Origin of the sequence: Streptomyces sp. NPDC015345 (genome assembly GCF_043078805.1) — a bacterium.
In the GTDB taxonomy this organism is placed as follows: Bacteria; Actinomycetota; Actinomycetes; order Streptomycetales; family Streptomycetaceae; genus Streptomyces.
This window is the reverse complement of sequence record NZ_JBIBTX010000003.1, coordinates 970,769-996,727: the sequence shown is the minus strand read 5'-3', so window position 1 is coordinate 996,727 and position 25,959 is coordinate 970,769. Positions and strand designations below refer to the sequence as shown.

Below are 25,959 nucleotides of genomic sequence, written 5' to 3'. Positions count from 1 at the left end.
GGTGGCGTGCGTCAGTGGGCCAGCGCGGTGTGGAACGGCGCCGGAGAAGGGGTCGGGGACGGTTGCGGAGAAGGCCGCGGAGTGGGAGGTGTGGTGCCCTTGGGGCGCGGTGCGGGGTCGCCGGGGTCACCGGTGCTGGCCCCGTCCTTGCCGGTGAAGATCTTGTAGACCGCGCTGGCGAAACCACCGGTCTTGATGCCCGCGGTCAGACGCTCGCCCGCGATGACCGGTTTCCCCGCCTTCGTCAGAACTCCGTTCACCACCTTCACGGCGATTCCGTTGAAGAACTTGTCCGTGACGCCGCCCGCCGCGCCCGACCCGCTGAAGCGGATGCCCCGGAGCCTGGAAAGCCCCTTGAGCCCCTTCAGCGCACTGAACCCTCTGAGCGCACCCACTCCGGGCATGACGCCCAATACGTCGAGGCCCAGCTTCATCAGGTTCAGTTTGCCGCCGCGCGCTGTCATGTCGTACGCGTGTCCCGCCAGGGCGGCCGCGCTGGTGATCACCGCGAGGGCGGTGAACACGGGGAGGAGCACCTGCAACGGTGGGACGAACGCGCAGATGACCGCGAGAATGGAGAAGACCGCCGAGAGATTGGCGAATCTGTCGGCCCAGTCCGCCAGGAAGTTCATGATTCCACCGGGGTCACGCACCCCGTCGTGATGGATGATGTTCTTGATGTGTTTCGCGGCGGCGTCGGCCGCATCGTCGCGGATTTCCTTCGCGCGGTCGATCTCGCGTCGGCAGTCACCCAAAGTGCTCAACGCGGCGGAACGCTTCTTGGCGAGACGTTCGCGTTCCGTGTCCGACATGTCCGATGAGGGCTTGCCCCCGGACGGCTTGAGCGGGGTGTCCGTGTCCCCGAGGTCGCCCTCCACCGCACGGAAGTCCTTCAGGGCCTTGTCGGCGATCTTCTGAGCCCGGTGGAGTTCGCTCGCGTACTCCTTCGACTCACCGCCGTCGACGACTTTGGTGCCCAGGGCCTTGGCGGCCTCGTCGTAGCGCTCGAACGAACGCTTCAGACGACCGGCGGTACCGTCAGCGATCTCATGGAACCCACGGCCGGCGTCGCTGTCCCAACTCTCCACGGACGACAGGGCCTTGATGTTGCGTGCCTGCTTGTCTATCTCGTCGGCCATGCCGCGCAGCTTCTTGCCGAGGCGCGCCACTTCGTAGGGATCGCCGGGGACGGGGTCACCGTCGTGCAGCGGCTCCCAATCGGTCGGTCGCGTACTCACTTCTTCCCCTTGGCTTCCTTGCGGGCCTTGCGAAGGGCCTCGGCCAGTTCGTGATCCACCTTGTCGTAGGTGTCGGCCGCGGTATCAGTGAACTTGGCCAGCTGTTCTATGTCCTTCATGAGCTTCTTGCGCGTCTTCTTCCATGTCTCCGAGAAGTCGTCGAAGATGTCCCGGAGCTTTTCGCTGCCGAGAGCATTGCCGTAATCGTCCGCAGGGTTGCTGTTGTCCTTGAACTCGCGGTGAATTCTGAACAGCGATTCCGAGCACTCCCTGATCATGTCAAGATCGGCTCTCGTGCGCTCGCTCATCTGAGCCCCCGTGTGCTGTGTGGATCGACGTGCTGGGCCTGGCAAGGTGCCGGCTCTGTGCGGAGCGATGCTCCGGTCAACTGCTCGTGACGCATCTGTTCCGGTGGTGGTGGTCTGCGAACCGCGAAGGCTACGATCGCATGCCACCTGTCGCGGTTCGCGGGGTTCATCGGTTGATGGACTGCACTTCCTCGACCGCGATCTCCTGGACGACCTCGATCGTGCCGTCGGGCATGCCGACCGGAGTGTCCTGTCCCGTCCCCGTCCAGCTGATCTCCCACGTGAGGGCGGCCTTGAGGGGGAACGTGGCCCCCTCGGACGAGCGGTTGTAGACGATGCCGCAGGGTGGGGTCTCCTTGGACTTGCCCTTCGCGTACGGTGCGCCGATCTTGCCGTCGACGATGGGGCATTCGCCGCTGGCAGGGATCATCGTGGCGTCGCCCGTGCCCGGGTCGAGGGTGAGCGACTTGGGCTTGGCGGTCGTCGTCGCCTCGATGTGGAAGCCGGGGACGTCGACGGTCGCCGTGGCCTGGACGTCGTCGAAGACGGCCTTGTCTAGCCAGGCCCAGGTCGGCAGGTTCACCTTCGTGGTGCCGTCGGGGGCGAGGGAGACCTTCGTCCTGGGCAGCTGCATGTGCTGGTAGGCGAGCGCGGCCAGCATCTCCGGCTTGATGGCTTCCTCGTACTGCGGCGGCGGGGCCTCGCCGTTGTCGACCCAGAAGGGGATGTCGCTGCACGAGTTGCGCTTGAGGATGTCCGGCTCGTCGGGGTTCTCGACGGCGGCCCAGAACATCCCCTTGCCGTCCTTGTCGACGTTGTAGTCCTTGTAGCCGGGGGTGTCGGTCCAGCCGTAGTCGTCCTCGTAGTGGCGCTGCATCTCGTTGAGCGCCTGGCCGGCGTGGCCTGCCATGCCGGGGGCGCCCATGGCGTCCTTGAGGTCCTTGGACATCTTCTTCTTGAAGTCCTTGGCGCCGAGGTAGGGGGCGTACCAGCAGGGGGGCGGGGCCCAGGTGACGTCGGATGCAGTGACGTTTCCCTTGCCGCCGCCCTTGGCGACGGCGCCGGTGTAGCGGATTTGGGCTGCGGCGTAGATGCCGGTCGCGTCGCTGCCGCCGTTTGCTTCGGCGGTGCTGCCCTTGCCGGAACCCACCGGCTTGGCGGCGTAGGCGGATTCGGTGAGGACAAGGGCTCCGAAAGTGAGTGTCAGGGCCACGGTACAAAGGGTCGTGCGACGTGCTCTGCTCACCGGCACTGCCCCGCCTCCGTCTCGACGAACACCTTGGACGCTTGCCACAGGCCGTTGCCCGTGGGCAACTTGGTCATGATGAGCTTGTAGTGGTCGAAGTCCTTGATGCTGGGCTTGGTCTTCAGGACTTTCCCGGTCTTGATCTCTTTGCCGAAGTACTTGCCCGAGTCCGCGCAGAACGCGACCTCGACCGAATTGCCGTTGGCGGTGGAGCGCGTGGAGGCTCGGTAGTGGCGCAGAGTGCCGGTGGCGGTCCAGCCGCCCTTGAGCCATTCGTTGATCTGCACCTGCGCGTAGTGAAGACCATCACCGGTCGCATAGGCGGACACGGCCGCGTCCTTGGTCGTGCGCTTGTCGACGCCCCGATAGATGGCACGGAAGAAGTTGGCGGCGTCGTCCATGGCCGCCGCTTCGTCCTTGTCGTTCGGCTTGTTCCAGTCGAAGACCAGGTTCATGTCCTTCGGCAGGGACACATCCACGCCGTCCGGCTTGTCCGCCGCCGGCGCGCCCGACGGCTCTGCCGACTTCTTCGGCTTCCCGGCGTCCTGGTCGGCGCCCGCGATCTTGTCGGTGTCCTTGGAGCCACCGTCGTCTCCGCTGCCGCAGGCCGACAGAAGCAGGGCGGCGGTCGCGGTGAGCGCGATGGCGACAGGCGTGGTGCGGCGGTTCACGGTCGGCTCCCGGTGGGGCGAGGGGTGTCTCCAACGGGCCGACGTTATCCACGGGGTTGTTGGTTCCGCCAGGTTCGATAGCGGGGCAAGTCGCCTGAATTGGCTGGACTGTCACCGTGTCGTGACGCAGAACCCGCGATGGCCGGTGGCCCCGGCCGCATTGTGGCTGCCGGGGCCGTGGTGGCGGACTTCGGTTGTGGTCGTCATCGCGGTTGAGGCCGAGGTCTGCAAGCGCGGGCAGGCGCAGAGTGCGTATGCCGAGGCCCGGAAAACGGGGCCGATGCGACGAGGCCCAAGTGGGAGCAGATCGCCGCGGAGATCCGCAGGCGGATCGCCAGCGAGGAGTACCCAGTGCACGGACTGATCTCCGAAGTGCGCCTTGAGCAGGAGTTCGGCGTCTCCCGCCTCACTGTCCGCAAAGCCACCGCCGCCTTTCGGGCCGAAGGCCTCATCGTCACCACCCGCGGCATGGGCTCCTTCGTCGCCGACAAGTGACCGGCTGACTGCCGCTGTGGCGCCCAATTCGCAAATCCGAGCGAGCCCCGCCCCACCTCGGCATGATGGACCGATGTCCGACGAGAACCCCGCTCACGTGCCCCGCCCGCCCCGCCGCACCGAACCCCCACACACCGCCGCCGACGAACGCGCCTCCCTCACCGCCTTCCTCCAGTACCAGCGCGAGACCCTCGCGATGAAGTGCGCCGGGCTGACCGCCGAGCAGCTCAAGGAGCGGGCCGTGCCGCCCTCGGACATGTCGCTGCTCGGCCTGGTACGGCACCTCGCCGAGGTCGAGCGGAGCTGGTTCAGGAACGTGATGAACGGCGAGGCGCTGAGGGCCAACTGGACGGGGCGGGTGCCCGGCGAGCACGCCGACTTCGACGTGGCGGACGCCGACCCGGACGAGGCCTTCGAGGTGTGGCACGCGGAGTGCGCCAGCTCCCGCGCCGTCGTGGACGCCCTGGACTCCCTCGACGCCACCGCCGATTTCCGCGGCGACACGTACTCGCTCCGCTACGTCCTCACCCACATGATCGAGGAGTACGCACGCCACAACGGCCACGCGGATCTGCTGCGGGAGCGGATCGACGGCGTCACGGGGGAGTAGCGGGCGCTCCTCCCGCGGAGGGCGCCGCCTCGTAGGCTGGCTCCCGGACCGGTGAGCGACCGGACCGGCGCACGCCGACAAAGGAGACGAGAACAGCCATGGCCCGCTACACAGCTCCGCAGACCGTCGCGCGCGGCGGATTCAGCATCAAGGTGCCGGAGACGTGGTGGGAGTTCGACGTACGCCCCGAGTCGCGCGACTCCGCGATCCGCCAGATGATCAACGACCGGGTCCGCGCGCGCCCCGAGTTGGCCCCGTACCGCGGGACCTTCGAGGCGTTCCTGCGCAAGGCCTCGAAGGACGCCTGGCAGTCCGGCGCGCTGTACTGCGGCTGCATGGCGGAGACCTTCGGCGGCGATACGCCGGTCACCGGCTCGGTCACGGTCTCCTTGGTCGGCGCGCGCACGCCCAGCGGCGACATCCTGCCCACCGACCCGGAACGCATCGTCGCCCAGCTCGGCGTACGCGAGGCCAAGCGGGAGGGCGACGCCTGGCGGAAGGTCACGACGGTCGACATCCCGGGCGTCGGCCTCGCGGCGCGGACGTACGGCATCGAGGACATATCCGTGGACGGCGACGACCGTACGATCCGTGTCGTCCTGATGCAGACGTTCATCCCGGTCCCCGGACAGGAGGGCAAGGTCGCCCTCGTCTCGGGAAGCAGTCAGATCCTTGACCTCGCGGACTCCTTCTTCGACATCTTCGACGCGGTGACCTCTACGTTCCGCTTTGTGGAGTAGCGGAGTAGCGGAGTGGCGAAGTAGAGGAGCAGCGGTGGAAGCGGGGACGGCTTTCCCCCGATCAGAGAGCTGCTAGTAACTCCGCTTCCGCATACGGTCACTGAAGTGAGTGAGTGACGGGGGAAACGTCTAATGGGGGCCATCGGCCGTCGGACTGGCATGTGCTGGATCTGGAGAAGGATCCGACGCCGGGTGATCCGCACCGGGTGCGGTCGCTGGCGCAGAACCTGCTCGCCGAACTGACGGTGTGGGGTTCCGGCGAGGCACAGTTGCAACTCGGCGACCTGGCCGACGGTCACGTCGCCGAGGAGCATCTGCGCCTGGCCGACGCGGGAGAGCTCGCGGCGGCCGTGGAGCGGATGATGGCGTGGGCAACACGGCAGGGCGACTGAGCGTGCGGCCCCGGCGGGGGCCGGACATCAGGGGAACCTCCGCTCCCTGGGTCGTCTTCGTACCCGAGCGGGCGGCCGAGGTTCAGTGGCAACTGCGCGAACTGGAGGGGAGGGGCGGCACCGTCCACCACTTCGCCGCCGCTGACCTGATGACCGAACAGGGGGTCAGTATGCGTGTGGGACCACGACAAAGACTCGCGGAGCTCGATATCGCCCGGCCCTCGAAAGTCTCCTCCGCAGCGCGCTCGGGGATGCGGGCGAGGACTGGTACCGCTGAAGCCCCGACCGAAGGAATCCCGCCGTGTGGGCCATTGACTTCAACTCGCTGCTTTCCGGGCTTCCCGGAGTCGCTCCCCTCTCCGACATGGAAGCCGCCTGGCGGTGGTCTCCCAATCCGATGTTCACTTTCACCGCCGCGCTCAGCGCGGACCGCGAGCACTTGCTCCAGGTCAATGTGCGGGGAGCGAACGATGAGAGCCTTGTCAGGGAAATGCTTGCATCCGCACGGGAGCGCAGCCCCGAGTTCGTCGGCACCGGCGTCCAGTTGTGTGCGCTCGAAGGCTTTCGGCATGAAGGCAGCCCCTTCGACGCCGTGGGCGTGGCGGCGCCAAAGGTGCACGGCTGTCACGCGACCGAAAAACCTGAGTTGAACGCGGTGACGTACGCCCTCTTCCCCGCGTACCGCACGGAGATCTCCGGGCGGGAGACGGAGGAAGAGGCCTGGGGCCGCTTCCGCAAAATGCTCCGACCGACCAAGCTCGACCGCGTGCCCGTACCTTTCGTGAAGATGCGCTACGACAACACGAGGACACTCAGCCACAGCACCGGCAGTGGGCGTGGGTTCACTCAGGTCGCCGCCTTGCAGCGTGAACTGGGGCTGCTGGAGGGCGCCGAAGGCAGCTTCGTCGAGTGGGAGAACCGGCACGGGCAAGTGCGGCGAGCGGAATGGGTCGACGGGGTCTGCTCGGTGACCTCCGGCGGCCAGGAGCGGCGCGAGATGACGGTCGCCGAGCTTCAGGAACTGGGCCGGACCGACGTCGAAAGCTGATGGCGGGGGCATGGGCTCGAACGGGACGCCTTCGGGAGGCTTGTCGCGCAGACGGGCCCGGACGGCTCCCGCAATCACGGCGGTGACCTAAGAGGTGACTGAGGAATCGACTGAGGAATCCCCGGGCGTTGGATCGCGGAGTCCCATTGCGGAGTCCGACCGCGCGCTTCGGCCCGGGGCGGCCCGGGACTCGGTTGTCCGTCCCGGGCCGCCCGCCCGCGTCAATCTGCCGTCAGCGCCGGTTCATCGCCCGCTTGATCTTCTTGCCCGCGGGCGACTCGTCCAGCGTCTTCCACAGCTTCGACGAGCTGAGCGACGTATAGACGCCGGGGGCGCCCTGCGCGCCGCAGCCGTCGCCGTAGGAGACGACGCCGATCAGGATGGGGGCCTCGCGGCCGGGGACCTTGCGGAAGATGGGGCCACCGCTGTCACCCTGGCAGGAGTCCTTGGTCTCGACGCCGGCGCAGAAGTTGACCTTGGCGTCGTACTCCTTGTAGCTCGTCTTGCACTCCGCGTGGGAGAGGATCGGGACCCGTACCTGGCGCAGGCGGTCGGGCGTGTGGGGCAGCTCCGTGTCCGTGTTGCCCCAGCCCGCGACCGTCGCCTTCTGGCCCGGCCGGATCAGCGCGTCCGTGCCCTGCGTGGGGAGCGCGACCGGGGAGATGCCCCGCACCGGCTTCTTCAGCTGGAGGAACGCCACGTCGTAGGCCTCCTGGCCCTTGAGGTAGCGCGGGTGCACGACGACGCCGCCCTTGGCGATGTCGCGTATCTGGCCCTGCCGGGCGGACAGGACCGTGCGGCCCACCGCCACCTGGAGCGTCTTCGGCTTCACCGGCTTGCCCGCGTCGTCGACCAGGCAGTGCGCCGCCGTGACGACCGTGTCCGGCGTGACGAGGCTCGCGCCGCAGAACTGGCGGTCGAGCGCGCTGCCCGGGCCCTTGTCCAAGACGGCCGTCATGAAGGGGTAGGCGTCGTTGGGGACTTCGGTGCCGCCGATGATCGCGTGTGCGGCGGGGGCGGACGTGGCGACCATCGCAAGGGCGGCGCCGGTCGCGGCGAGGCCGGCGGCCATGGAGGTCTTGCGTGTGGGGATTCTCGTGGAATTCATGGGGGGTTGTTTCTCTTTCGTACGGCAGGAATAGCGGAATGCGGTGCGGTGTGCGGTCACCGCCGACGCACTGTTCTGCGCGCGAAAGGTCCGGACCAGGCTGTCCTGGGCGGGCTTTGCTCAACGCTTCAACAATCCCGTCGGACCCTCGCGCCGGAAAGAGAGAGGGCAATTCCCCGGGGCAGGTTCATTCCGTCGCCATGCCGTCTTCATTCCGTCGCTCGCCCGGTCTCCTCGGCGAGCAACTTCCGCAACACAGGCGACAATTCCGGCACCCGTGCTCCCGCCGCCTGCGCCGCCGCGAGCGCCCGTACGTACGCCGTCGCCTCCTCGCGCAGCCGCTGCCTCTCCCTGCCCCGGCGGGCGCCCGCCAGCCACGTCACGATCGCCAACGGAACCAGCGCGCCCGCCAGATAGCCGGCCGGGACGTCCTGTGTCACGCCATAGGCCACGCCGATCGCCCCCGCGACCAGCAGGAGGCAGCCCGCTTCGTCGTGCCAGCCCCCTTCGTCGGCGCCCGCCTCGTACTGGCTGACGGCCGGAGGTTTGGCCGGGACCGCCACGACGGCCGGACCACCCGCCGCGCCGTCCGAACTCGCAGCGCCGTCCGAACTCGCAGCGCCGCCCGGACCCGCCACGGCGGAGCCCGGCCCGGGCGCCGCTGCCGCCTCCGGGTACGAGGGGATCGGCGCCGCCCCCTTCCCGCTGCTGTTCTGCGTGCGGCCCACCAGCCAGTCCGGTATGTGGGTCACCGGAACCCCGTGTGCTCGCGCGCAACCGATCACCTCGCGGTACCCGGCCAGCAGCGGATGCAGCAACTGCCGCTTCCAGCGCCGCCGCACGAGCACCCAGAGCCAGGACCCGAGGGCCAGGAGGGGGACGGCCGGACCGAACAGCAGGGCCGGGGGTCTGCCGGACATGGCGGGGACCATGGGGAAGAAGAGCGGCCAGAGGACGCCCGCGACGATCAGCAGGGCGCCGATCCAGCCCGGAGCGCTGGTGCCCGCCCGGTGGACCGCCTTCCGGCGCTCCTCCAGCATTGCCGCCGTCGCCGCGTCGTCCGTGTAGTCGAAGCCGCGCCGGACGCCGATCCCGCGCACGGCCGCGAGAAGTCGCGGATCGGAGGCGAGAGTTGCGTGGGAGAGGGGGAGGAGTGGGGTGCGGTCGGCAGGGGTGCTCACGGTCGGTTCCTTCCCGTCGTGTGTGGTGGGGCACGTGAGTCCGCGGTCGGGAACCGGTACGGCATCCGTCGGCGTCGTCCTTGGCGTCGTCCTCCGCGTCGACGGATCATGGCACGGCTGTGCCGCGCCCGGTCCGGGACGTGTGGGAACCGTGTGGAAGTCGCCGCCGGCCAGGTGCGAGCGGGTGCGGGACGCCAGTTGCGCAAAGTTCACGCCTTCGCGTACGCACATGTCGAGCGTGCCCCGCAGGCCAGGAACCGCATCGCAACCAACCCGTCCCGATTGCGCGTGGATAACGATGAGAGGTGTGAGCTTCGCGATCTTTAACGCGCCTTGAGGGGCTTATGTGCTGCTGATACGGTGCGATGGCTTGACACTGAGCCTGGGGCTGAATAGCCCGCCCGAGGCGGGGCGAGAGAGTCGCGAGTGTCACAAATGACGGAAATTGACCGAATCTTCTTGGGCGTGCGGGGAGCAGTTGCGTGAAGATCCAGGAGCGTATGGGGGCGGGCAACAGCCGTTCCTCCGCACCGGTTCAGCCGGCGGTCGGTGAGCGCCTTCCCGCGCCGCCTCGCGAGCGCAAACCGGCACTTGCCGCACTGGCCGTCCTCCTCATCCTCGTCGGCGCGCTCGGCGCCACCGTGCTCGTGCTGCGCGCCGGTGACCGGATCGAGGTCGTGAAGGTGACGAAGGAGATCCCGGCGGGCGAGTCGGCCGCCGAGGGCGTGAACATCACCTCTGTGATGGTCGCCGAGGACGACTCGATCAACTACGTCCAGTGGAAGCAGCGCGGGATCCTCACCAAGCTGAAGGCCAAGAGCACCATTCCCCAAGGCGCTGTCGCCGTCGGCGAGATGTTCGGCGCCAAGGAGACCCTGCCCGCGGGCAAGGCCTCCGTCGGCCTCGCTCTCAAGGAGGGCCAGTACCCCGCCGACCTGAAGAGCGGTGACACCGTCGCCGCCTACCCCGTCCTCTCCGGCACCTCCAGCGGCAAGGGCTCCACGGGCAGCGGCGGCTCCAGCTCCGGCGGCGGCACCCCGCTCGTCGCCGCCGCCAAGGTGAGCAAGGTCAGCAGCAAGAGCGACGCCACCGTGAGCACCGGCAACCAGAACATCACCCTCCTCGTCCCGCAGGAGGAGGTCGCGGCCCTGGCGAGCGCCGCGTCCGAGGGCAAGGTCGTCGTCGTACGCGTCACCGGCAACGGCAACTAGAGGCGAGTAGAGGAGACATGGCGCTCATCGCTCTCGCCGCCGACAAGGGGTCGCCCGGCGTCACCACCGCCGCCGTCGCGCTCGCCGCGGTCTGGCCGCGCCGCGTACTGGTCGCGGAGACCGACCCCGCGGGCGGCGACCTGGTCTACCGCAGCGCCGCCGCGCACGGCGGACCGCTCAACCCCAACACCGGCATGCTGTCCATCGCGGCCACGGCGCGCCGAGGCCTCGTACCGGACCAACTCTGGGACCACGTACAGCCCTTGAGCGGCGGCCTCGAAGTGCTCGTCGGGCTCGGGGTCGCCGAGCAGGCGGCCGGTCTCGCCGGGCTCTGGCCGACCCTCGGCCGCGCCTTCTCCCAGCTCGCCGACTCGCCGCACGCGCCCGCCGACGTCATCGCGGACTGCGGGCGCGTCAGCGGCGACACCCCGGCCGTCGAACTCTTTCCGCAGGCCGCCCTCGTCCTGCTCGTCTCGCGCACCGAACCTGAGTCGCTCGCCCGCGTACGCGACCGTGCCGCGGCCCTCGCCGCCAAGCTGCACGGCGGCTCGCGCGGCGCCGCCTCGCTCGCGACCCCGCTCATCGGCGTCCTCCTGATCACCGACCCGTCGACCTCGGCCAAGCTGGTCCACCAGGTCAACGACATGCTGATGGCCGCGCAGACCGGCGCCCGCGTCGTCGGCACCCTCGCCGACGACCCGGCGGGCGCCGACCAGCTGGCCGGGCGCAAGCGCGGACGGCTCGACAAGTCGCTGCTCATCCGCTCCGCGCGCAAGGTGACCGTCGACCTGTACCAGCAGTACGGCGCCGCCTGGACGAACCCCGTCGCGCAGCAGCCCGGCGGCATCACCCAGCAGCCGCAGCCGCAGCCCGGAGCGGGCCGATGAGTACGCCCGTCGACCATCAACTGGTGAAGCGGTTCCGGCAGGACGCCGGTGACCGCATCGCCGAGCAGCGCCGCCTCGACCAGATATCCGGCGTCACCCCGATGTCGGGCGAGGACGAGCGGCACTACGCCCGCGCCGTCATCGCCCAGATCCTGGAGGAGTACGCCCGCGCGGAGATCAACGCCGGGCGCACCCCGCTCGACGCGGAGACCGAGGAGCAGTACGCGGCCGCCGTGCACGCCGCGCTCTTCGGCGTCGGCCGGCTCCAGCCGCTGCTCGACGACCCCGAGGTCGAGAACATCGACATCAACGGCTGCGACCAGGTCTTCGTCGGATACGCCGACGGCCGGGAGACCAAGGCCGACCCGGTCGCCGAGACCGACGAGGAACTCGTCGAGCTCATCCAGGTCCTCGGCGCGTACTCGGGTCTGTCCTCGCGCCCCTTCGACTCCGCGAACCCGCAGCTCGACCTGCGGCTGCCCGACGGCTCGCGTCTGTCGGCGGTCATGGACGTCACGCGCCGCCCCGCCCTCTCCATCCGCCGCGCCCGCATGGGCAAGGTCTTCATGTCGGACCTGGTCGGCAACGGCACGCTGACCCCGGAGATCGGCCACTTCCTCGCCTGCGCGGTCCGCGCCCGCAAGAACATCATGATCGCGGGCGCGACGAACGCCGGCAAGACCACGCTGCTGCGCGCCCTCGCCAACGAGATCCCGCCGCACGAGCGCCTGGTGACCGTCGAACGCGCCCTGGAGCTCGGCCTCGACCAGTTCGCCGACCTGCACCCGAACGTCGTCGCGTTCGAGGAGCGGCTGCCCAACTCCGAGGGCCAGGGCGAGATCTCGATGGCGGAGCTGGTGCGCCGCTCGCTGCGCATGAACCCCTCGCGCGTCATCGTCGGTGAGGTTCTGGGCGACGAGATCGTGACGATGCTGAACGCGATGTCGCAGGGCAACGACGGCTCGCTCTCCACGATCCACGCCAACAGCTCCAGCGAGGTGTTCAACCGTATTTCCACGTACGCGTTGCAGGCCTCCGAGCGGCTGCCCATCGAGGCGAGCCAGATGCTCGTCGCGGGAGCGGTCAACTTCGTCGTCTTCATCCAGCGGCGCAACAACTACCAGTCCGGCGGCAGGCTCCAGCGCATGGTGACCTCGATCCGCGAGGTCAACGGCGTCGACGGCCGCGTCCTGTCCAGCGAGGTCTTCGCGGAGGCCCCCGACGGACGGGTCGTCGCCCACGCGCCGATAGCCTGCATGGACGACCTGGCGGCGTTCGGCTACCGGCCCGCCGGGCAATGGGGGTGAGCACGACATGAACACGCTGGACTCGCAAGCCGTGGGATCCCTCGGCGCCATGGGCGGCCTCTTCTCGCTGCCCGTCCTGTACGCACTGGGCTGCGGTGTCGCCGCGGGCGGCGGCCTCGCGCTCCTCGCCATCGCGATCCGCGGCCTGCCCGCCAAGCCCGCCCACGAGAAGCACAAGGCGAGCGAGCGCGCGAGCGAGCTGATTCGTTTCGCCGGCCGGCGCGGTTCCCTCGCGGCCGGTGTCGGCCTGGTCGTCCTGCTCCTCACCCGCTGGGCGGTGGCCGGCATCGCCGCCGGCATCCTCGTCTTCTTCTGGGACAAGCTCTTCGGCGGCGCCGCCGAGGAACGGGCGCAGATGAAGCGGGTCGAGGCCCTCGCCGCCTGGACGGAGTCGCTGCGCGACACCATCGCGGGCGCGGTCGGCCTGGAGCAGGCCATTCCCGCCTCCGCCCGTGCGGCGGCGCCGGTGCTCCGCCCCCACCTGGACGCCCTGGTCGACCGGCTGCGCGCCCGCACCCCGCTGCCCGAGGCCCTCCAGATCCTCGCCGACGAGATCGACGACGCCTCGGCGGACATCATCGTCGCGGCGCTCATCCTCAACTCCAAGCTGCGCGGCCCCGGCCTGCGCCAGGTCCTCGGCGCGCTCGCCAAGTCGGCGCGTGAGGAGGTCGACATGCGCCAGCGCGTCATGGCACAGCGCGCGTCGACCCGCCGCTCGGTGCAGATCGTGGTGGCGGTCTCGGTCGCCTTCGTCCTCGGCCTGTCCATCTTCAACCGCGAGTTCGTCGAGCCGTACGGCACGCCCGTCGGGCAGCTCGTGCTCGCCATGGTGTGCGCGCTGTTCGCGCTCGGCTTCTGGTGGCTGCGGAAGCTGTCGACCGTGGAGACGCCGGACCGCTTCCTGGTCAAGGACGAGCCGGGCGTGCAGTTCGTCCGCCCGAGGGGCCCGGCCGCCGCCACCGACCAGACGCCGCAGCCGTCCCAGCAGGGGCTGCCGGGCTACACCAACTCTCCCGAGGGGGTACGTCGATGAGCCTGACGACGCCGATCGTGATCGGCGCGGTCCTCGGCCTCGGCGTGTTCGCCCTCATCCGCGCCCTGATGCCGTCGAAGCGCAGCGCGGTCGCCACCGTCGCCCGCATCGACGCGATGCGGGCGCGCGGCGCGGCGTACGAGTCGCACCGGGCCACCTCGGACACCGAGAAGCCCGGCCGCATCGGGTCGATGCGCACCCGCGTCGGCATGCGCGTCGCGGAGTTCTACCTCCAGCAGGGGTGGGAGCAGCGGTCGCTGCGGGCCGACCTCGCGGTCCTCGACCGCAGCTGGGAGAAGTTCCTCGCGACGAAGGTGCTCCTTGCCGCGGTCGGCGTCTTCTTCGGCCCGTTCCTCTTCGCCGTCGTCTACACGCTCGGCGTCGGCCGCAGCCCGATCATCCCGGTCTGGCTCGCGCTGATGTTCGGTGCGCTCTTCTTCTTCCTGCCCGACCTGGAAGTACGCAGGGACGCGGCGGACAAGCGGCGCGATCTGCGCCGCGTCATCGGCGCCTATCTGGACCTGGTGTCGATGAGCCTCGCCGGCGGCCGCGGCCTGCCCGAGGCGCTCATGGCGGCGGCGGAGGTCTCCGACGGCTGGGCGACGCAGCGCATCCGCAGCGCGCTGGCCGACGCCCGCATCACCGGTGTCAGCCAGTGGCAGGCACTCGGTCTGCTCGGCGAGGAACTGGGCGTCGAGGAGCTGAAGGACCTGTCGGCGTCCCTGGCGCTGGTGGCGGACGACGGCGCGAAGGTACGTGAGTCCCTCGCCTCCCGCGCGGAGACGATGCGGCACCGCGAGCTGGCCGAGATCGAGGGCAGCGCCGGCGAGAAGTCCCAGTCGATGCTGGTCGCGCAGCTGCTGCTGTGCGCGGGGTTCCTGGTCTTCCTCATCTTCCCGGCGGCGATGCGCGTGTTCCAGGTCTAGCGGCGCCGGCGACAACGGGGACCGGCGCTTCTTCCCCCCACCACTCCTGAGAGGACAACTCACCATGAACGGACGGAACTTCGGCACCGGCAACCCGGGCCTGGACTTCGTGATCACCTTCCTTCAGGGCCGCGTGCAGCGTGCCCGCTCCGGCGAACTCGACCGCGGTGCGTCCGCGGTCGAGTGGGTCATCATCTCGGCGGTCGTGGTGGCGATCGTGGGTGTGGTGGCCGCGGTCATCAACGCCGCGCTGAAGGGCGGCGCCGACAAGGTGAGCGACTGCATCAAGGGCGCGGACGCCGGCAGCACCTGCTGACCGCGGCCCGACCAAGGACGACGGGGGTGCACATGCGGGGAACGCCGGGCATACGCGGATTCGTACGCCGCAGGGTGGAGGCCGCCTCCGCCCGCGGCGAATCCGGCATGACCGCGATCGAGTTCGTGCTGCTCACCCCGGTGCTGTTCTTCATGATCTTCGCGACGGTGCAGTTCGCGCTGTACTTCTTCGCCGATCACGTCGCCCAGGCCGCGGCGCAGGCGGGCGCCCGCAAGGCCCGCGCCACGGCCGACGAGAACCCCGGCGGCTGGCGGGGCGAGGCCCGTGACGTGGCCGACGCGTACATCCGCCAGCTCGGCCCGAAGCTGGTGCTCGGCCCGGAGGTGAAGACCGTCCAGCCGGAGCAGAACACGGTCGGCGTGGAGGTCACGGCGCGGATCCCCACGGTCTTCCCGGGGCTCGACCTGACCGTGCACGCACGGTCCGCGGGACCGGTGGAGCGGTTCGTGGAGGAGGCCGGCTGATGCGGGACGTACGGGACGCGTGGGCCAAGGCGCGTACGGCGGCGCGGGAGCGCTGCCGCCGCGACGACCGGGGCCTTTCGACCGTCGAAGTGGTGATCCTCGCCCCGGTGATGATCCTCTTCATCCTGGTCCTGGTGGCCTTCGGCCAGCTCGTCGAGGGCCGGGGGGCCATCGACGGCGCGGCCCGCGACGCGGCCCGCGCCGGGTCGATCCAGAAGGAGCACGGGACGGCGCTGGCCGAGGCGCGCAAGGCCGCGGCGGCCGACCTCGCCGACGTGTGCTCGGGCCCGGTCTCGGTCGTCCAGAAGAGCACCGGCTTCGACGAGAAGATCGACCCGTTCTTCACCGTCGAGGTCAGCTGCGAGGTCAAGGGCCTCGCCATGCTGGGCCTGGACATCCCGACGACGCTGGAGGCCACCTTCAGCTCGCCGCTGGACCCGTACCGGAGGTCGGCGTGAGACGCCGTTTCGTCGTACGCGACTGGATCGCGTCCCGCCGCGCACATCTCGACGACCGGGGCTCGGGCGCCGGGGCCGTCATCGTCTTCGCGCTGGTCTTCCTCACGCTGTCGGCGTTCGTCATCGACGGCGGCCTCTCCATCTCCAAGCGGGAACGCGCCGCGGACATCGCGGAACAGGCCGCGCGCTACGCCGCGCAGGACCTCGAGCTGGAGGACATCTACGAGGGCGCGAAGGGCGCACCCATCAACTACGAGAACTGCGCGGCCAGGGTCAGGGCCTTCGTCGAGGAGGCGGGCCTCAAGGGCGCGGACGTGGCCAACACCCAGTGCGTGACGGCCAACCCGCAGCAGGTCGAGGTCGAGGTCCAGATGACCTACAGCCCTGTGTTCACGGGCATGTTCTACGGCGGCGACGTGACGGTGAAGGGCAGGGCGGTCGCGGAGAACGAGGTGGGCTGAGGCCGCCGCGGTCACTTGCCGCCGCCCTCGCCCTTCCCGTCACCCTTGCCGCCCTTGCCCCCCTTGTCGCCCTTGTCGCCTTTGCTCTCGTTCACCTTCACCGCGTCGTTGACGGCCTTCGTCAGGTCGTCGTCCAGCTTCTTGAACTCGCGTACGACGGCGTCGGACAGGTCCGCCAGCTGGTCCAGCTGCTGGCCGATGTCCTCGCGGCCGTCCTCCCAGTTGGACTCGAAGTCGTCGAGGGCGTCGTAGACACCACCGTCGCCGATGTCGTCGCGGTAGGACTCGAAGATCTTCTTCGTGCGGTTCATGCGGGTCTTGATGGAGCGCAGCCGACTGCCGTAGTCCTCCAGATCCGTGAGCGGGATCGTGAGGTCGCTCTTGCCCTTGCCACCCATGTCCGTCTCCCCCCGAGCAACTCGCTCCGCCCGTGCGTCGCGGGCCGCCATCATGCTGCACGCCATGATGGCCGATGAGCGCCGCGCGGGCACACCCGATCCGTACCGGAACTGTGACGGGCACCCTCGATGCGGGTGACGCGCCTTCCGTACCATCACCTCAGTACTCCCGCCCGACCCGTCACTTGCCCATCCACTCCTCCCACAGGACACCAGGACACCCGCCATGGCGCGCACCACCTCACGCTCGACGAGCCCGCCTGACCCGCAGTCGCCGCGGAACCGGACGCCGCAGCCCCTGCCGAGGCGCGGGCGTACCGTCGGGGACTTCGTCAAGGCCTTCCTCGCCTTCGTGGCGTTGGCCGTGCTCCTGGTCGGCGTGCCCGCGGCCCTCGTGGTGTTCGTGGGGTGGCCGCTGCCGGGCGGGGCGCCCTCGCTGAGCTGGTTGCAGCAGGAGATCACCGTCGGCACGTTCATCAACGTGCTGACCGTCGTCGTCTGGTTCGCCTGGGCGCAGTTCACCGCCTGCGTGCTCGTGGAGATAAAGGCCGCGCTGTCCGGCGTGGGGATCCCGAGCCGGGTGCCCGGCGCCGGCGGCAGTCAGATGCTCGCGCGGCAGCTCGTCGCCGCCCTGCTCCTGGTGGGCGCCACCGCCGCCAGCTTCGCGCCCGGGCTCTCGCAGTTCGGGCAGTCGCTGGAGGGGAACCAGAAGCCCGGGTCCGCCGCGAGCGCCCAGCAGACCCCCGGCCTCTTCGGGCAGGGGCAGCAGTCCGCGGCGTCCGCCGCCGACGCGCTCGCCGCGCAGGCCGAGCAGGCCGCCGCGCACGCCGAGGGCGGCGGCGGCGCCAAGGAGGGCGACACGAAGTACTACCGGATCCAGCCGCCCGAGGGCCGCCACCACGACTCCCTGTGGGAGATCGCCGAGCGGCACCTGGGCGACGGCCGCCGGTACAAGGAGATCTACCAGCTCAACAAGGACCGCGAGCAGCCCGACGGTTCGAAGCTCTCCGAGGCCAGCCTCATCCGGCCCGGCTGGATCATGGAGATGCCCGCGGACGCGCACGGTGGCGAGCTCGTCGAGATGCCCGACGAGGCCCCGAAGGTCTCCGAGGACGTCAAGGAGCAGATCTCCGACTACTCCAAGACCGGCGGCGACCAGCGGCAGGGCGGCGGCCAGGAGCAGGGCGGCGGCAGCTCCGTCGACCGCGACACCGCGCACATCGTCCTGCCCGAGCAGCGGCCCGCCGCGCCGGAGAAGTCCGCGATGCCGCAGGCCCCGGCCACCCCCGAGACACCCGCCGCCGAAGGCCCCGCCGCCACCGACGGCGGCCAGTCCGAGGGCTCCGGCTTCGGACTGCCGGAAGCCCTCCTCGGCGCGCCCCTCCTCGCCGCCGGTCTGCTCGGCGCCCTCGGCCGCCGTCGCCGCCACGCCCTGTGGCAGTCGGCCATGGGCGCGGTCGGCGGGCGCCGCGGCATGCAGCCGCGGACCCCGACCGGGGACGCCGCCGACGCGCACGACGCGCTGCTCGTGGGCGCCGACCCCGAGGGCGTACGCCTGCTCGACCTCTCCCTGCGCGGTCTCGCCGCCTCCCTCGCCGCGGAGAACCGCGAGCTGCCGACCGTGTACGCGGCCTGGCTGACCAACGGCGACCTGCACCTCCAGCTCGCCCAGCCCGCCGGACGCCCGCCCGCGCCCTGGCAGTTGGGGCAGGACCAGACGTTCTGGGTGCTGGCGCGCACCGACGCCGAGCGGTACGAGGACGTGGACACCGCCGCGCCCTACCCGGGCCTCGTCAGCCTCGGCACCCTCGGTGCCCCCGAGGAATCACGGCTGCTCCTCAACCTCGAGTCCGTGCCCGGCATCGTCTCGCTGAGCGGCACCGAGAGCGACCGCGCCGCCGTCTTCGCCTCGGTCGCCGCCGAACTCGCCACCAACGGCTGGTCGGACCGCATGACCATCACCGTCGTCGGCTTCGGACAGGACCTCACCCCGCTCGCGCCCAACCGGCTGCGGCACCTCGAAGACGTCGAGGCCCTCCTGGAGACCATGGAGGCCGAGACGCGGCAGCGGCGCGGCGCGCTCGGCGCCGCGGGGCACGACTCCGTGCTCACCGGCCGCACCGGCCCCGCCCAGCACACCCGCTGGGCCCCGCACCTCGTCCTGCTCGCCGCCGAACCGACCGGTGAGGACGCCGTCAAGCTCGCCGAACTCGCCGCCGACGCCGGCCGCCTCGGCATCGGCTACCTCGTCGGTACGGAGTCGGGGAACCTGCCCGGCGCCGCCTGGGAGATGGAGATCACCGGCGCGGGCAAGCTCCTCGCGCCCCTGCTCGGCCTCGAACTCCAGGCCCAGACGCTGCCCGAGGCCCAGCAGCGGGCCGTGGTCCGGCTGTTCACCGAGGCGGACCCGGAGAGCGACTCCGGCCCCACGGGCCCCGGCGACGGGCCCACGGGCGCCGCGCCGCCGTTCCTCGTCGACGTCACCGAGCAGGGGCGGCCCGCGGTCTACGCCCGCCTCGTCGGTACGTACGAGATCATCGGCCTCGAAGCGCCGGACGGCGAGCGCAGCGCGCTGATGCACGAGGCCCTCGCCCTGCTGCTGCTGCACCGCGAAGGGGTGCACCCCCGGGTGCTTGCCTCCGCGCTGTGGCCGCGCGGCGTCACCGACGACGTGCGCGACGCGCTCATCGAGCGGCTGCGCGAGTGGCTCGGCACCGACCCCGACGGATCGCCGCGGCTGCGGGCCGACCAGCGGGGGCGGCTCACGCTCGCCAAGTCCGTCGTCTCGGACCTGGACGTGCTGCGCTCGCTCTACCACGAGGCCACGCAGGGGCGCGGCGCCGGCAACCGCGCCGTGCGCGGGCGGATGCTCACCGACGCGCTGGTGCTCGTACGCGGACCGCTCCTCGCCGACCGGCCGCAGGGCCGCTACGCCTGGCTCACGCACGAGATCATCGACGCGCAGCTGCCGTTGCTCGTCGCCGACATCGGGCTCGCCCTCTGTGAGTTCCACCTGGAGAAGGGGCGGGCTCAGAAGGCGATCGAGGCGTTGAACGCCGCGCTGGGCTCCGCGCCGGGCGACGAGCGGCTCTGGAACGAGCTGCTGCGGGCCACGGCCGCCACGGACGATTCCGCCCGGCTTCAGCAGGTGGCGGCGGATCTGCTCGCACGGAGCGGGGCGCGGGGGCTGCCGCCCCGTACGGAAGCCCTGCTGGACGAGCTGCTTCCGGCCTGGCGCAGCGGGGTCTCGGCGGCAGGATGACGGGCGACGTGGACGTCGTGTTCGTGCTCCTCGCCCTCGGCGGCGCGCTCTGGGGCGCCCTCACCGGCGCCCTCGTGCCCCGCGCCGCCTACCGCCTCTCCGTCCCGCCCGACGACACCTGGCGAGGGGAGTGTCCCGAGGGGCACCCCCTCGGTGGCTGGCTCGGGCTCGCGCGGTGCGGGCACGGGCACCGTTACGGACCCCGCACCGCCGTGGTCACCGCGGCCACCGCGGCCGTCTGCGCCGCCCTCGCCCTCACCACCGGCGCCCGCCCCGAGCTCGGCGCATGGCTGCTGCTGGCCCCCTTCGGCGTCCTCCTGACCGTCGTCGACTTCGGGGTGCACCGACTGCCGGACGTCCTCACGCTGCCGCTCGCCGGGGCCGCGCTCGCGCTGCTCGGGGGCGCCGCGCTGCTGCCCGAGCACGGCGGCTCGTGGACCGGGGCGCTGTACGGGGCGCCGGCGCTGGCCGGGGCGTACTTCGTGCTCTTTCTGATCAACCCCAACGGCATGGGGTTCGGTGACGTGAAGCTCGCCCTCGCGCTCGGGGCGGCGCTCGGCTGGTACGGCTGGGGCGTGCTGCTGATCGGCACCTTCGCCGGGTTCCTGCTGGCCTCGCTGTACGGCATCGCGCTCGTCGCGGCCCGCCGCGCGGGGCGCAAGACGGCGATCCCCTTCGGGCCCTTCCTGCTCGGCGGCGCCTTCGTGGGAGTGCTCCTCGGGGCGTACACCGCCTGACGTCAGGGCCCCGGAAGGGCTGGCGTACGCTGGCTTGGTCTGTCCACAACCCTTACGAAAGGGACGTCCCGGTGACCGAGAAGGCCGACCTCACGTCGTTTGATGTCACAGCCGTCCTCGACCGTGCCGCCGCAGGTGGGCGGATCACCCCCGAGGAAGCGCTCGTCCTCTACCGGGACGCCCCGCTGCACGCGCTCGGCGCCGCCGCCGACGCCATCCGTCGCCGGCGCTACGCCGGTACGGAGCACATCGCGACGTACATCATCGAGCGCAACATCAACTACACGAACGTCTGCGTGACGGCGTGCAAGTTCTGTGCCTTCTACGCCGCCCCCAAGGACACCAAGAAGGGCTGGAGCCGCGACCTCGACGACATCCTGCGCCGCTGCGCGGAGACCGTCGAGCTGGGCGGCACCCAGATCATGTTCCAGGGCGGGCACCACCCGGACTACGGCGTCGAGTACTACGAAGAGCACTTCTCCGCCATCAAGAAGAACTTCCCGCAGCTGGTCATCCACTCCCTCGGCGCGTCCGAGGTCGAGCACATGGCCCGCATCTCCAAGGTGTCGGTGGAGGAGGCCATCCAGCGCATCAACGCCGCGGGCCTCGACTCCTTCGCGGGAGCGGGCGCCGAGCTGCTCCCGGCCCGCCCGCGCAAGGCCATCGCCCCGCTCAAGGAGAGCGGCGAGCGCTGGCTGGAGATCATGGAGACGGCGCACAACCTCGGTGTGGAGTCCACGTCCACCATGCTCATGGGCACGGGCGAGACGAACGCCGAGCGCATCGAGCACCTGCGGATGATCCGCGACGTGCAGGACCGGACCGGAGGGTTCCGGGCCTTCATCCCGTACACGTACCAGCCCGAGAACAACCACCTCAAGGGCCGCACGCAGGCGACGATCTTCGAGTACATCCGAATGATCGCGATCGCGCGGATCTTCCTCGACAACGTCGCGCACATCCAGGGCTCCTGGCTGACCACCGGCAAGGAGGCGGGCCAGCTGACGCTGCACTACGGCGCGGACGACCTCGGCTCGGTGATGCTGGAGGAGAACGTGGTCTCCTCGGCCGGCGCCAAGCACCGCTCGAACCTGCGCGAGATGATCGAGATGATCCGTACGGCGGACCGCGTGCCGGCCCAGCGCGCCACGACGTACGAGCACCTCGTCGTGCACGACGACCCGGCGAACGACCCGGTCGACGACCGCGTCGCCTCGCACATCTCGTCCACCGCGATCGAGGGCGGCACGGCACACCCCGAGCTGAAGCTCCTCGCCACGAACTGAGGCCCTGTTGCTCACCCTTCACGTCGCCGAGCACTCTCCGGAGGCGGCGGTCCTGGTCGACGGGGCGGTCGTCGCCGCCGTCGGCCCGTACGACGAGCTGGCGGCGGCACACCCGGCGGCCCGCGTCCGCCGCTGGCCCGGCATCCTGACCCCCGGGCTGCTCAACCCGTACGGCCCCGAGCTCCTGGAGGCCACGTACCACCCCGATCCGCGCGAGGCCGACCGCCTGGGCACGGAGCCGATCGGCGGGGAGCGCGCCCGGGCGATCTTCCGCGCGGACCCGTCCCGCGTCGGCGCCAGCGCGCGGCGCGGGGTGCAGCGGCTGCTGGCCCACGGCACGGTGGCCGTCGCGGGCGAACTCCGCGCCCGCCCCGTCATCGACGCCGTACGCGGGGCGGGCCTCGCGGTGGGCCAACGCCCGCCGAGGCTCCCGGGCCCCGCGTCCCTCTCCCCGACCCCCTTGATCCTGCTCCCGCCCTTGACCCCGGGAGCCCCGGCCCGGTTCGCGGTCTTCGACGTACCCGACCGCACGGAGCTGGTGCGCCGGGGCGCGCAAACGTGCGTGGCAACAGTGCTGGCCGGCCGCCTCCTCTACCGCGCCCGCTAGGGCCTAAAGGGGCGCCGGAGGCGCTTTCAAGGGGCGCGAGGAACTGCGCGACAAGCCACAACCAACCCGCACCCGCCAGACCCCCGAACCCGGCAGAGCGCCCCGCGCATCAGCCCGCCGCAGGCGAAACACCCCCACCCCCGGCACCCAAGGCCCCCGCCAAAAGAGAAGACCGGCCTGACACAATGGGCCGGGTGACCCGCGCATCCTTGGACAAGCAGCCCCACGAAGTCGCCACGATGTTCGACGACGTCGCGGAACGATACGACCTCACCAACGACGTGCTCTCCCTCGGCCAGACCCGCCTCTGGCGCAAGGAGGTCGCCAAGGCCGTCGACGCGCGCCCCGCGCAGAAGGTCCTGGACCTCGCCGCAGGCACCGCCACCTCCTCCCAGCCCTTCGCGCAGGCCGGCGCGTACGTCGTGCCCTGCGACTTCTCGCTCGGCATGCTCCGGGTCGGCAAGGAGCGCCACCCCTGGATGCCGTTCACGGCGGGCGACGGGACGAAGCTGCCGTTCAAGGACGACACCTTCGACGCCGTCACCATCTCCTTCGGGCTGCGCAACATCCAGGACACGGACGTCGCGCTGCGCGAGCTGTACCGCGTGACGAAGCCCGGCGGCCGGGTCGTGATCTGTGAGTTCTCCAGCCCGACCTGGGCCCCGTTCAGGACCGTCTACACCGAGTACCTGATGCGGGCCCTGCCGCCGGTCGCCCGCGCCGTGTCCTCCAACCCCGACGCGTACGTCTACCTCGCCGAGTCGATCCGCTCCTGGCCCGACCAGCCCGCGCTGGCCGCGCGGCTGAAGGACGCGGGCTGGTCGAAGGTGGCCTGGCGGAACCTCACGGGCGGCGTCGTGGCGCTGCACCGAGGCTTCAAGCAGGGCTGAACCGGGCCGGACCGGGAACCGGCCACCCGCCAAGATGTGTCCGTTGCTACGACCCCCGACAGAACTTATGCGGTTCTTATAGGGTCGGTCCTTCCCGCTCGTGGGTGAACTCCTGGACTGTGACGGAGCGTTTGATGGCGTCGTACTGCCCGCACTGTGGGGCATCAGCCCCGGATGAGGCCCGCTTCTGCATGAAGTGCGGGAAGGAACGCCTCCCGGATCCACCCGTTCCGGACACCCCGCCCGCCCCGGCCCAGGCGCCCTCGGAACCACGGCCTCCCGCGTCACCGCCCCCGCCGGTCTACACCCCGGCCCCGGCGTCGGCCCCCGCGGCCACCGCCCCCTCTCCCGTCGGCGCCTTCTTCGGCCGTACGTTCCGCGGCGACTGGGCCGGAGCCGCCCAGGCCGCGCTCTGGCCCTTCGCGCTGCTCCTGATCGGCGGCCTCTCCCTCGCCATCCCGTCGTACGGCCAGGGTGACGAACCGGTCGCCGGCTTCACCGACCGGCTGCGGATCGCCCTCGCGCTGCTCCTCCAATCGGTGGGCGGCGGCTTCGATGTGACGGGCCATGAGCAGCGGCAGCCGTCCTTCGGCGATTCCAACGGCTTCGGCACGGGGCCGGACGGCCTGGGTTCGGACGGTATGGGCTCGGGCGGCCTCGGCTCGGACTCCTCGGCGGCCACGCTCGAAGGAACGGCCTCCCTGCACATCGTCCCGCTCACCGTGACCGCGCTGTGGATCGTGGCGCTCCTCATCGGCGTACGCGTCCTGCGCAACCGCCTCCTCGCACGCGGGTACGGGCACCAGGGCGGCGGCACGGCCGGGCTGGAAGCGGCCGTGCGGGTCTCGCTGCTGGCGACCGCGGGCGTCCTGGCGCTGTCCCTCTTCGCGCAGCCCGAGATCGAGGGCGTCGAACTGTCGTCGTCCCCGGTGCTCGCCGCGCTCGGCGCGCTGGGCATCGCGCTCGTCGTCTCCTACGGGGTGCTGCACCGCGTAGACCCGCTCCAGGTCGCCGCGCGGCCCGGCGTGCGGGCCGCCTTCCGGGCCGTGGGCACCGCGCTGCGGGCCCTGGCCGTCGTCCTCGTGCTCTGCGCGGTCGTCGCCTTCATCAGCCTGGCGCAGGTCGACGACCTGGCCGAGGTCTCTGACCTCGATGACGACGGTGTCTCGCCGCTCCTGGTCGCGCTGCTCATCCTGCCGAACCTCGCCGTCGCGGCGCTCGGCATCAGCTGGGGCGCGGGGGCCGAGGCCTCCGTGCGGGGCAGCGGCTCGCTGTACGGCGGCCGGTCCGAGAGCGAGACCTTCGGCCTCTCCGAACTGGGCGACGTCACCAACGACTGGGCGATCGTGGGCGCGTTGGCGCTCGGCCTCGTCTGCGCGCTGACGCTCGGCGTCCTCGCCGCGCGGCGCTGCGCGAGCCGGGGAGAGCAACTCCTGTGCGCGGGCGTCTTCTTCGGGCTCGTCCTGCTGCTCGCCGCGGCAGGCGGTCTCGGCGTCGAGGCGTCCGGCGCGGTCACCGGCGAGTCGGGGTTCGGCGGGGCCGGTGGCAACGGCGGCATGGAGATCGGGCTCAGCGTCCCGGAGGTGCTGCTCTTCGGACTGCTGTGGATCTTCCCCGCCGCGCTGCTCGGGCCGTACCTGCTGCGGATGGCGGGGCAGAGCGGCGCCCCCGCGGTGCCCGCGTACGCACCGGCGGTGCCGCCGGTTCCGGGGGCCCCGGCCGGAACGTCCGCCTCCGAAGCCGCCGCGCTGGTCACCCACTCGGCACCCACCGGCCCCGCCACGCCTCCCGCCCCGGGCACGCCCGCCCCCGGCACGCCCGTCCACACGTACGGCCCCCACGCCGTCCAGCCCGCCCCGCAGCCCCCCGCCGCCAAGCCGCGCGGCCGGGCCGGAGTCTGGGTGGCCACGCTCGCCGGGGCCTTCCTCATCGGCGGTGGCGCGACGGCCGGCGTGCTGGTCTGGCAGGACAACCACGACGACAAGACAGCCAAAGAGGAGAAGGCGGACAAGGCCGCCGCCGTCGGCAAGGACGACAAGCCCTCCGCCTCCGAGGAGCCGAGCCAGGAGCCCGGCCCGTCCGCCGCGCCGACCACACCGAGCCCGGAGAAGAGCGACGGCACGGACCCCGGAGCCGCCGACGAGGACGGGACGGAAGTCCCCGAGGGCTCCGAGCGGGTGACGGACTCCGAGGGGTTCTCCTTCGCCGTCCCCGAGGGATGGACGCGGCAGTCCGTGGACCCGGAGCGGCCCGGGCAGATCACGTACGCGGGGTCGACCGGGCGGGAGGAGTTCCTCGTCGGCGTCGTGAGGGACGCGCCCTACACCTCGTACGAGAACTTCACGAACATCGAGAAGCACACCAAGTCCGCCCCGGACAAGTCGGACTACCAGCGGATCCGGATGGAGCGGAACACCTTCCAGGGGCAGGACGGCGCGATCTGGGAGTACACGTACACCGACGAGGCGGACCGCACGATCCACGCCGTCAACCAGAGCTACATCGCCGAGGACGGCACCGAGTACGCCATCCAGCTCTCCTGGCGCGAGGACTTCTGGCCCGCGGGCGAGGGCGCGAAGACGCACCGGACCGCGCTGAAGACCTGGCAGCTCACGGACTGAGGCAAGGGAGCGGGGGACCCGTCACCCGCAGGGTCCC

The 25,959-nt window shown here is 71.0% G+C and carries 27 protein-coding genes; 20 read left to right on the top strand and 7 right to left on the bottom strand.

The window, feature by feature from the left end:
• Positions 1 to 11: 11 nt before the first annotated feature.
• The 4 genes from ACF062_RS16970 to ACF062_RS16955 all read right to left on the bottom strand — a co-directional run bounded on the left by ACF062_RS16970 (position 12) and on the right by ACF062_RS16955 (position 3,463).
• The gene (locus tag ACF062_RS16970) at positions 12 to 1,238 is read right to left on the bottom strand and encodes a hypothetical protein (protein WP_392138755.1); all 1,227 of its coding nucleotides are present in this window, start codon (positions 1,236 to 1,238) and stop codon (positions 12 to 14) included.
• A complete protein-coding gene (locus ACF062_RS16965; protein ID WP_230902219.1) occupies positions 1,235 to 1,546 on the bottom strand; it encodes a type VII secretion target in 312 nt (103 codons plus the stop codon). The genes ACF062_RS16970 and ACF062_RS16965 overlap by 4 nt, the downstream gene beginning before the upstream one ends.
• Positions 1,547 to 1,712: 166 nt before the next feature.
• Positions 1,713 to 2,792: a hypothetical protein gene (locus ACF062_RS16960; RefSeq protein WP_392138753.1), complete on the bottom strand. Its 1,080-nt coding sequence runs from the start codon at positions 2,790 to 2,792 to the stop codon at positions 1,713 to 1,715.
• Positions 2,789 to 3,463 carry a hypothetical protein gene (locus tag ACF062_RS16955; RefSeq protein WP_392138751.1) on the bottom strand — a complete coding sequence of 225 codons (675 nt, stop codon included), beginning with the start codon at positions 3,461 to 3,463 and terminating at the stop codon, positions 2,789 to 2,791. Before ACF062_RS16955 ends, ACF062_RS16960 begins: the two co-directional genes overlap by 4 nt.
• A gap of 225 nt (positions 3,464 to 3,688) precedes the next feature.
• On the opposite strand from ACF062_RS16955, the gene ACF062_RS16950 reads away from it, so the two are divergent.
• The 5 genes from ACF062_RS16950 (at position 3,689) to ACF062_RS16930 (ending at position 6,748) form a co-directional block, all read left to right on the top strand.
• Complete coding sequence (locus ACF062_RS16950; RefSeq protein ID WP_392138908.1) at positions 3,689 to 3,958, top strand: GntR family transcriptional regulator; 270 nt, start codon at positions 3,689 to 3,691, stop codon at positions 3,956 to 3,958.
• Between the two features lie 73 nt (positions 3,959 to 4,031).
• Entirely contained in the window at positions 4,032 to 4,568 is a 537-nt protein-coding gene (locus ACF062_RS16945) for a DinB family protein (RefSeq protein ID WP_392138749.1), read from the top strand.
• 98 nt (positions 4,569 to 4,666) lie between these two features.
• Positions 4,667 to 5,308: a hypothetical protein gene (locus ACF062_RS16940; RefSeq protein ID WP_392138747.1), complete on the top strand. Its 642-nt coding sequence runs from the start codon at positions 4,667 to 4,669 to the stop codon at positions 5,306 to 5,308.
• A gap of 161 nt (positions 5,309 to 5,469) precedes the next feature.
• Positions 5,470 to 5,700 (top strand): hypothetical protein, encoded by a 231-nt coding sequence (locus ACF062_RS16935; protein WP_392138922.1) that lies wholly within the window; start codon positions 5,470 to 5,472, stop codon positions 5,698 to 5,700.
• A 301-nt stretch (positions 5,701 to 6,001) separates the two neighbouring features.
• Entirely contained in the window at positions 6,002 to 6,748 is a 747-nt protein-coding gene (locus tag ACF062_RS16930) for a hypothetical protein (RefSeq protein WP_392138746.1), read from the top strand.
• A gap of 232 nt (positions 6,749 to 6,980) precedes the next feature.
• Here ACF062_RS16930 and ACF062_RS16925 read toward each other — a convergent pair whose 3' ends face one another.
• Both ACF062_RS16925 and ACF062_RS16920 read right to left on the bottom strand, forming a co-directional pair.
• Positions 6,981 to 7,856 carry a S1 family peptidase gene (locus tag ACF062_RS16925; protein ID WP_392138744.1) on the bottom strand — a complete coding sequence of 292 codons (876 nt, stop codon included), beginning with the start codon at positions 7,854 to 7,856 and terminating at the stop codon, positions 6,981 to 6,983.
• Positions 7,857 to 8,065: 209 nt separating this feature from the next.
• Positions 8,066 to 9,037 carry a hypothetical protein gene (locus tag ACF062_RS16920; RefSeq protein WP_392138742.1) on the bottom strand — a complete coding sequence of 324 codons (972 nt, stop codon included), beginning with the start codon at positions 9,035 to 9,037 and terminating at the stop codon, positions 8,066 to 8,068.
• 482 nt (positions 9,038 to 9,519) lie between these two features.
• On the opposite strand from ACF062_RS16920, the gene ACF062_RS16915 reads away from it, so the two are divergent.
• From ACF062_RS16915 to ACF062_RS16875, 9 genes are all read left to right on the top strand, one after another.
• Positions 9,520 to 10,248, top strand: coding sequence for a hypothetical protein (locus ACF062_RS16915; protein WP_392138741.1), 729 nt, complete (start codon positions 9,520 to 9,522; stop codon positions 10,246 to 10,248).
• A gap of 17 nt (positions 10,249 to 10,265) precedes the next feature.
• Positions 10,266 to 11,135, top strand: coding sequence for a hypothetical protein (locus ACF062_RS16910; RefSeq protein WP_392138739.1), 870 nt, complete (start codon positions 10,266 to 10,268; stop codon positions 11,133 to 11,135).
• Positions 11,132 to 12,442 carry a CpaF family protein gene (locus ACF062_RS16905; protein WP_392138738.1) on the top strand — a complete coding sequence of 437 codons (1,311 nt, stop codon included), beginning with the start codon at positions 11,132 to 11,134 and terminating at the stop codon, positions 12,440 to 12,442. The genes ACF062_RS16910 and ACF062_RS16905 overlap by 4 nt, the downstream gene beginning before the upstream one ends.
• Positions 12,443 to 12,449: 7 nt before the next feature.
• Entirely contained in the window at positions 12,450 to 13,475 is a 1,026-nt protein-coding gene (locus ACF062_RS16900) for a type II secretion system F family protein (RefSeq protein ID WP_392138736.1), read from the top strand.
• Positions 13,472 to 14,401: a type II secretion system F family protein gene (locus ACF062_RS16895; protein WP_392138734.1), complete on the top strand. Its 930-nt coding sequence runs from the start codon at positions 13,472 to 13,474 to the stop codon at positions 14,399 to 14,401. The genes ACF062_RS16900 and ACF062_RS16895 overlap by 4 nt, the downstream gene beginning before the upstream one ends.
• A gap of 64 nt (positions 14,402 to 14,465) precedes the next feature.
• A complete protein-coding gene (locus ACF062_RS16890) occupies positions 14,466 to 14,717 on the top strand; it encodes a hypothetical protein (RefSeq protein WP_392138732.1) in 252 nt (83 codons plus the stop codon).
• 32 nt (positions 14,718 to 14,749) lie between these two features.
• Positions 14,750 to 15,202, top strand: coding sequence for a TadE family protein (locus ACF062_RS16885; RefSeq protein ID WP_392138730.1), 453 nt, complete (start codon positions 14,750 to 14,752; stop codon positions 15,200 to 15,202).
• Entirely contained in the window at positions 15,202 to 15,660 is a 459-nt protein-coding gene (locus tag ACF062_RS16880; RefSeq protein ID WP_392138728.1) for a TadE/TadG family type IV pilus assembly protein, read from the top strand. The genes ACF062_RS16885 and ACF062_RS16880 overlap by 1 nt, the downstream gene beginning before the upstream one ends.
• The gene (locus ACF062_RS16875; protein ID WP_356577981.1) at positions 15,657 to 16,121 is read left to right on the top strand and encodes a pilus assembly protein TadG-related protein; all 465 of its coding nucleotides are present in this window, start codon (positions 15,657 to 15,659) and stop codon (positions 16,119 to 16,121) included. Before ACF062_RS16880 ends, ACF062_RS16875 begins: the two co-directional genes overlap by 4 nt.
• An 11-nt stretch (positions 16,122 to 16,132) precedes the next feature.
• On the opposite strand, the gene ACF062_RS16870 is transcribed toward ACF062_RS16875, so the two are convergent.
• Positions 16,133 to 16,519, bottom strand: coding sequence for a hypothetical protein (locus tag ACF062_RS16870; protein WP_392138726.1), 387 nt, complete (start codon positions 16,517 to 16,519; stop codon positions 16,133 to 16,135).
• A gap of 226 nt (positions 16,520 to 16,745) precedes the next feature.
• Here ACF062_RS16870 and ACF062_RS16865 point away from each other — a divergent pair, with 226 nt between their 5' ends.
• From ACF062_RS16865 to ACF062_RS16840, 6 genes are all read left to right on the top strand, one after another.
• Complete coding sequence (locus tag ACF062_RS16865; RefSeq protein ID WP_392138724.1) at positions 16,746 to 19,781, top strand: BTAD domain-containing putative transcriptional regulator; 3,036 nt, start codon at positions 16,746 to 16,748, stop codon at positions 19,779 to 19,781.
• Positions 19,778 to 20,518 carry a prepilin peptidase gene (locus tag ACF062_RS16860; protein ID WP_392138722.1) on the top strand — a complete coding sequence of 247 codons (741 nt, stop codon included), beginning with the start codon at positions 19,778 to 19,780 and terminating at the stop codon, positions 20,516 to 20,518. Before ACF062_RS16865 ends, ACF062_RS16860 begins: the two co-directional genes overlap by 4 nt.
• Positions 20,519 to 20,589: 71 nt before the next feature.
• Positions 20,590 to 21,804, top strand: coding sequence for a cyclic dehypoxanthinyl futalosine synthase (mqnC, locus tag ACF062_RS16855; RefSeq protein ID WP_223776130.1), 1,215 nt, complete (start codon positions 20,590 to 20,592; stop codon positions 21,802 to 21,804).
• 7 nt (positions 21,805 to 21,811) lie between these two features.
• Positions 21,812 to 22,411, top strand: coding sequence for a hypothetical protein (locus ACF062_RS16850; RefSeq protein WP_392138721.1), 600 nt, complete (start codon positions 21,812 to 21,814; stop codon positions 22,409 to 22,411).
• A 194-nt stretch (positions 22,412 to 22,605) separates the two neighbouring features.
• Positions 22,606 to 23,301, top strand: a complete 696-nt coding sequence (locus ACF062_RS16845; protein ID WP_392138719.1) for a demethylmenaquinone methyltransferase — start codon at positions 22,606 to 22,608, stop codon at positions 23,299 to 23,301.
• Positions 23,302 to 23,435: 134 nt separating this feature from the next.
• Positions 23,436 to 25,922 (top strand): zinc-ribbon domain-containing protein, encoded by a 2,487-nt coding sequence (locus ACF062_RS16840; RefSeq protein ID WP_392138717.1) that lies wholly within the window; start codon positions 23,436 to 23,438, stop codon positions 25,920 to 25,922.
• The last annotated feature ends 37 nt before the right edge of the window (positions 25,923 to 25,959 follow it).

Coding starts and splice junctions, on each gene's coding strand:
- ACF062_RS16925 (WP_392138744.1), bottom strand. CDS start 7,856: ATGAATTCCACGAGAATCCCCACACGCAAGACCTCCATGGCCGCCGGC.
- ACF062_RS16965 (WP_230902219.1), bottom strand. CDS start 1,546: ATGAGCGAGCGCACGAGAGCCGATCTTGACATGATCAGGGAGTGCTCG.
- ACF062_RS16880 (WP_392138728.1), top strand. CDS start 15,202: ATGCGGGACGTACGGGACGCGTGGGCCAAGGCGCGTACGGCGGCGCGG.
- ACF062_RS16870 (WP_392138726.1), bottom strand. CDS start 16,519: ATGGGTGGCAAGGGCAAGAGCGACCTCACGATCCCGCTCACGGATCTG.
- ACF062_RS16945 (WP_392138749.1), top strand. CDS start 4,032: ATGTCCGACGAGAACCCCGCTCACGTGCCCCGCCCGCCCCGCCGCACC.
- ACF062_RS16860 (WP_392138722.1), top strand. CDS start 19,778: ATGACGGGCGACGTGGACGTCGTGTTCGTGCTCCTCGCCCTCGGCGGC.
- ACF062_RS16900 (WP_392138736.1), top strand. CDS start 12,450: ATGAACACGCTGGACTCGCAAGCCGTGGGATCCCTCGGCGCCATGGGC.
- ACF062_RS16840 (WP_392138717.1), top strand. CDS start 23,436: ATGGCGTCGTACTGCCCGCACTGTGGGGCATCAGCCCCGGATGAGGCC.
- ACF062_RS16940 (WP_392138747.1), top strand. CDS start 4,667: ATGGCCCGCTACACAGCTCCGCAGACCGTCGCGCGCGGCGGATTCAGC.
- ACF062_RS16910 (WP_392138739.1), top strand. CDS start 10,266: ATGGCGCTCATCGCTCTCGCCGCCGACAAGGGGTCGCCCGGCGTCACC.
- ACF062_RS16890 (WP_392138732.1), top strand. CDS start 14,466: ATGAACGGACGGAACTTCGGCACCGGCAACCCGGGCCTGGACTTCGTG.
- ACF062_RS16895 (WP_392138734.1), top strand. CDS start 13,472: ATGAGCCTGACGACGCCGATCGTGATCGGCGCGGTCCTCGGCCTCGGC.
- ACF062_RS16905 (WP_392138738.1), top strand. CDS start 11,132: ATGAGTACGCCCGTCGACCATCAACTGGTGAAGCGGTTCCGGCAGGAC.
- ACF062_RS16885 (WP_392138730.1), top strand. CDS start 14,750: ATGCGGGGAACGCCGGGCATACGCGGATTCGTACGCCGCAGGGTGGAG.
- ACF062_RS16865 (WP_392138724.1), top strand. CDS start 16,746: ATGGCGCGCACCACCTCACGCTCGACGAGCCCGCCTGACCCGCAGTCG.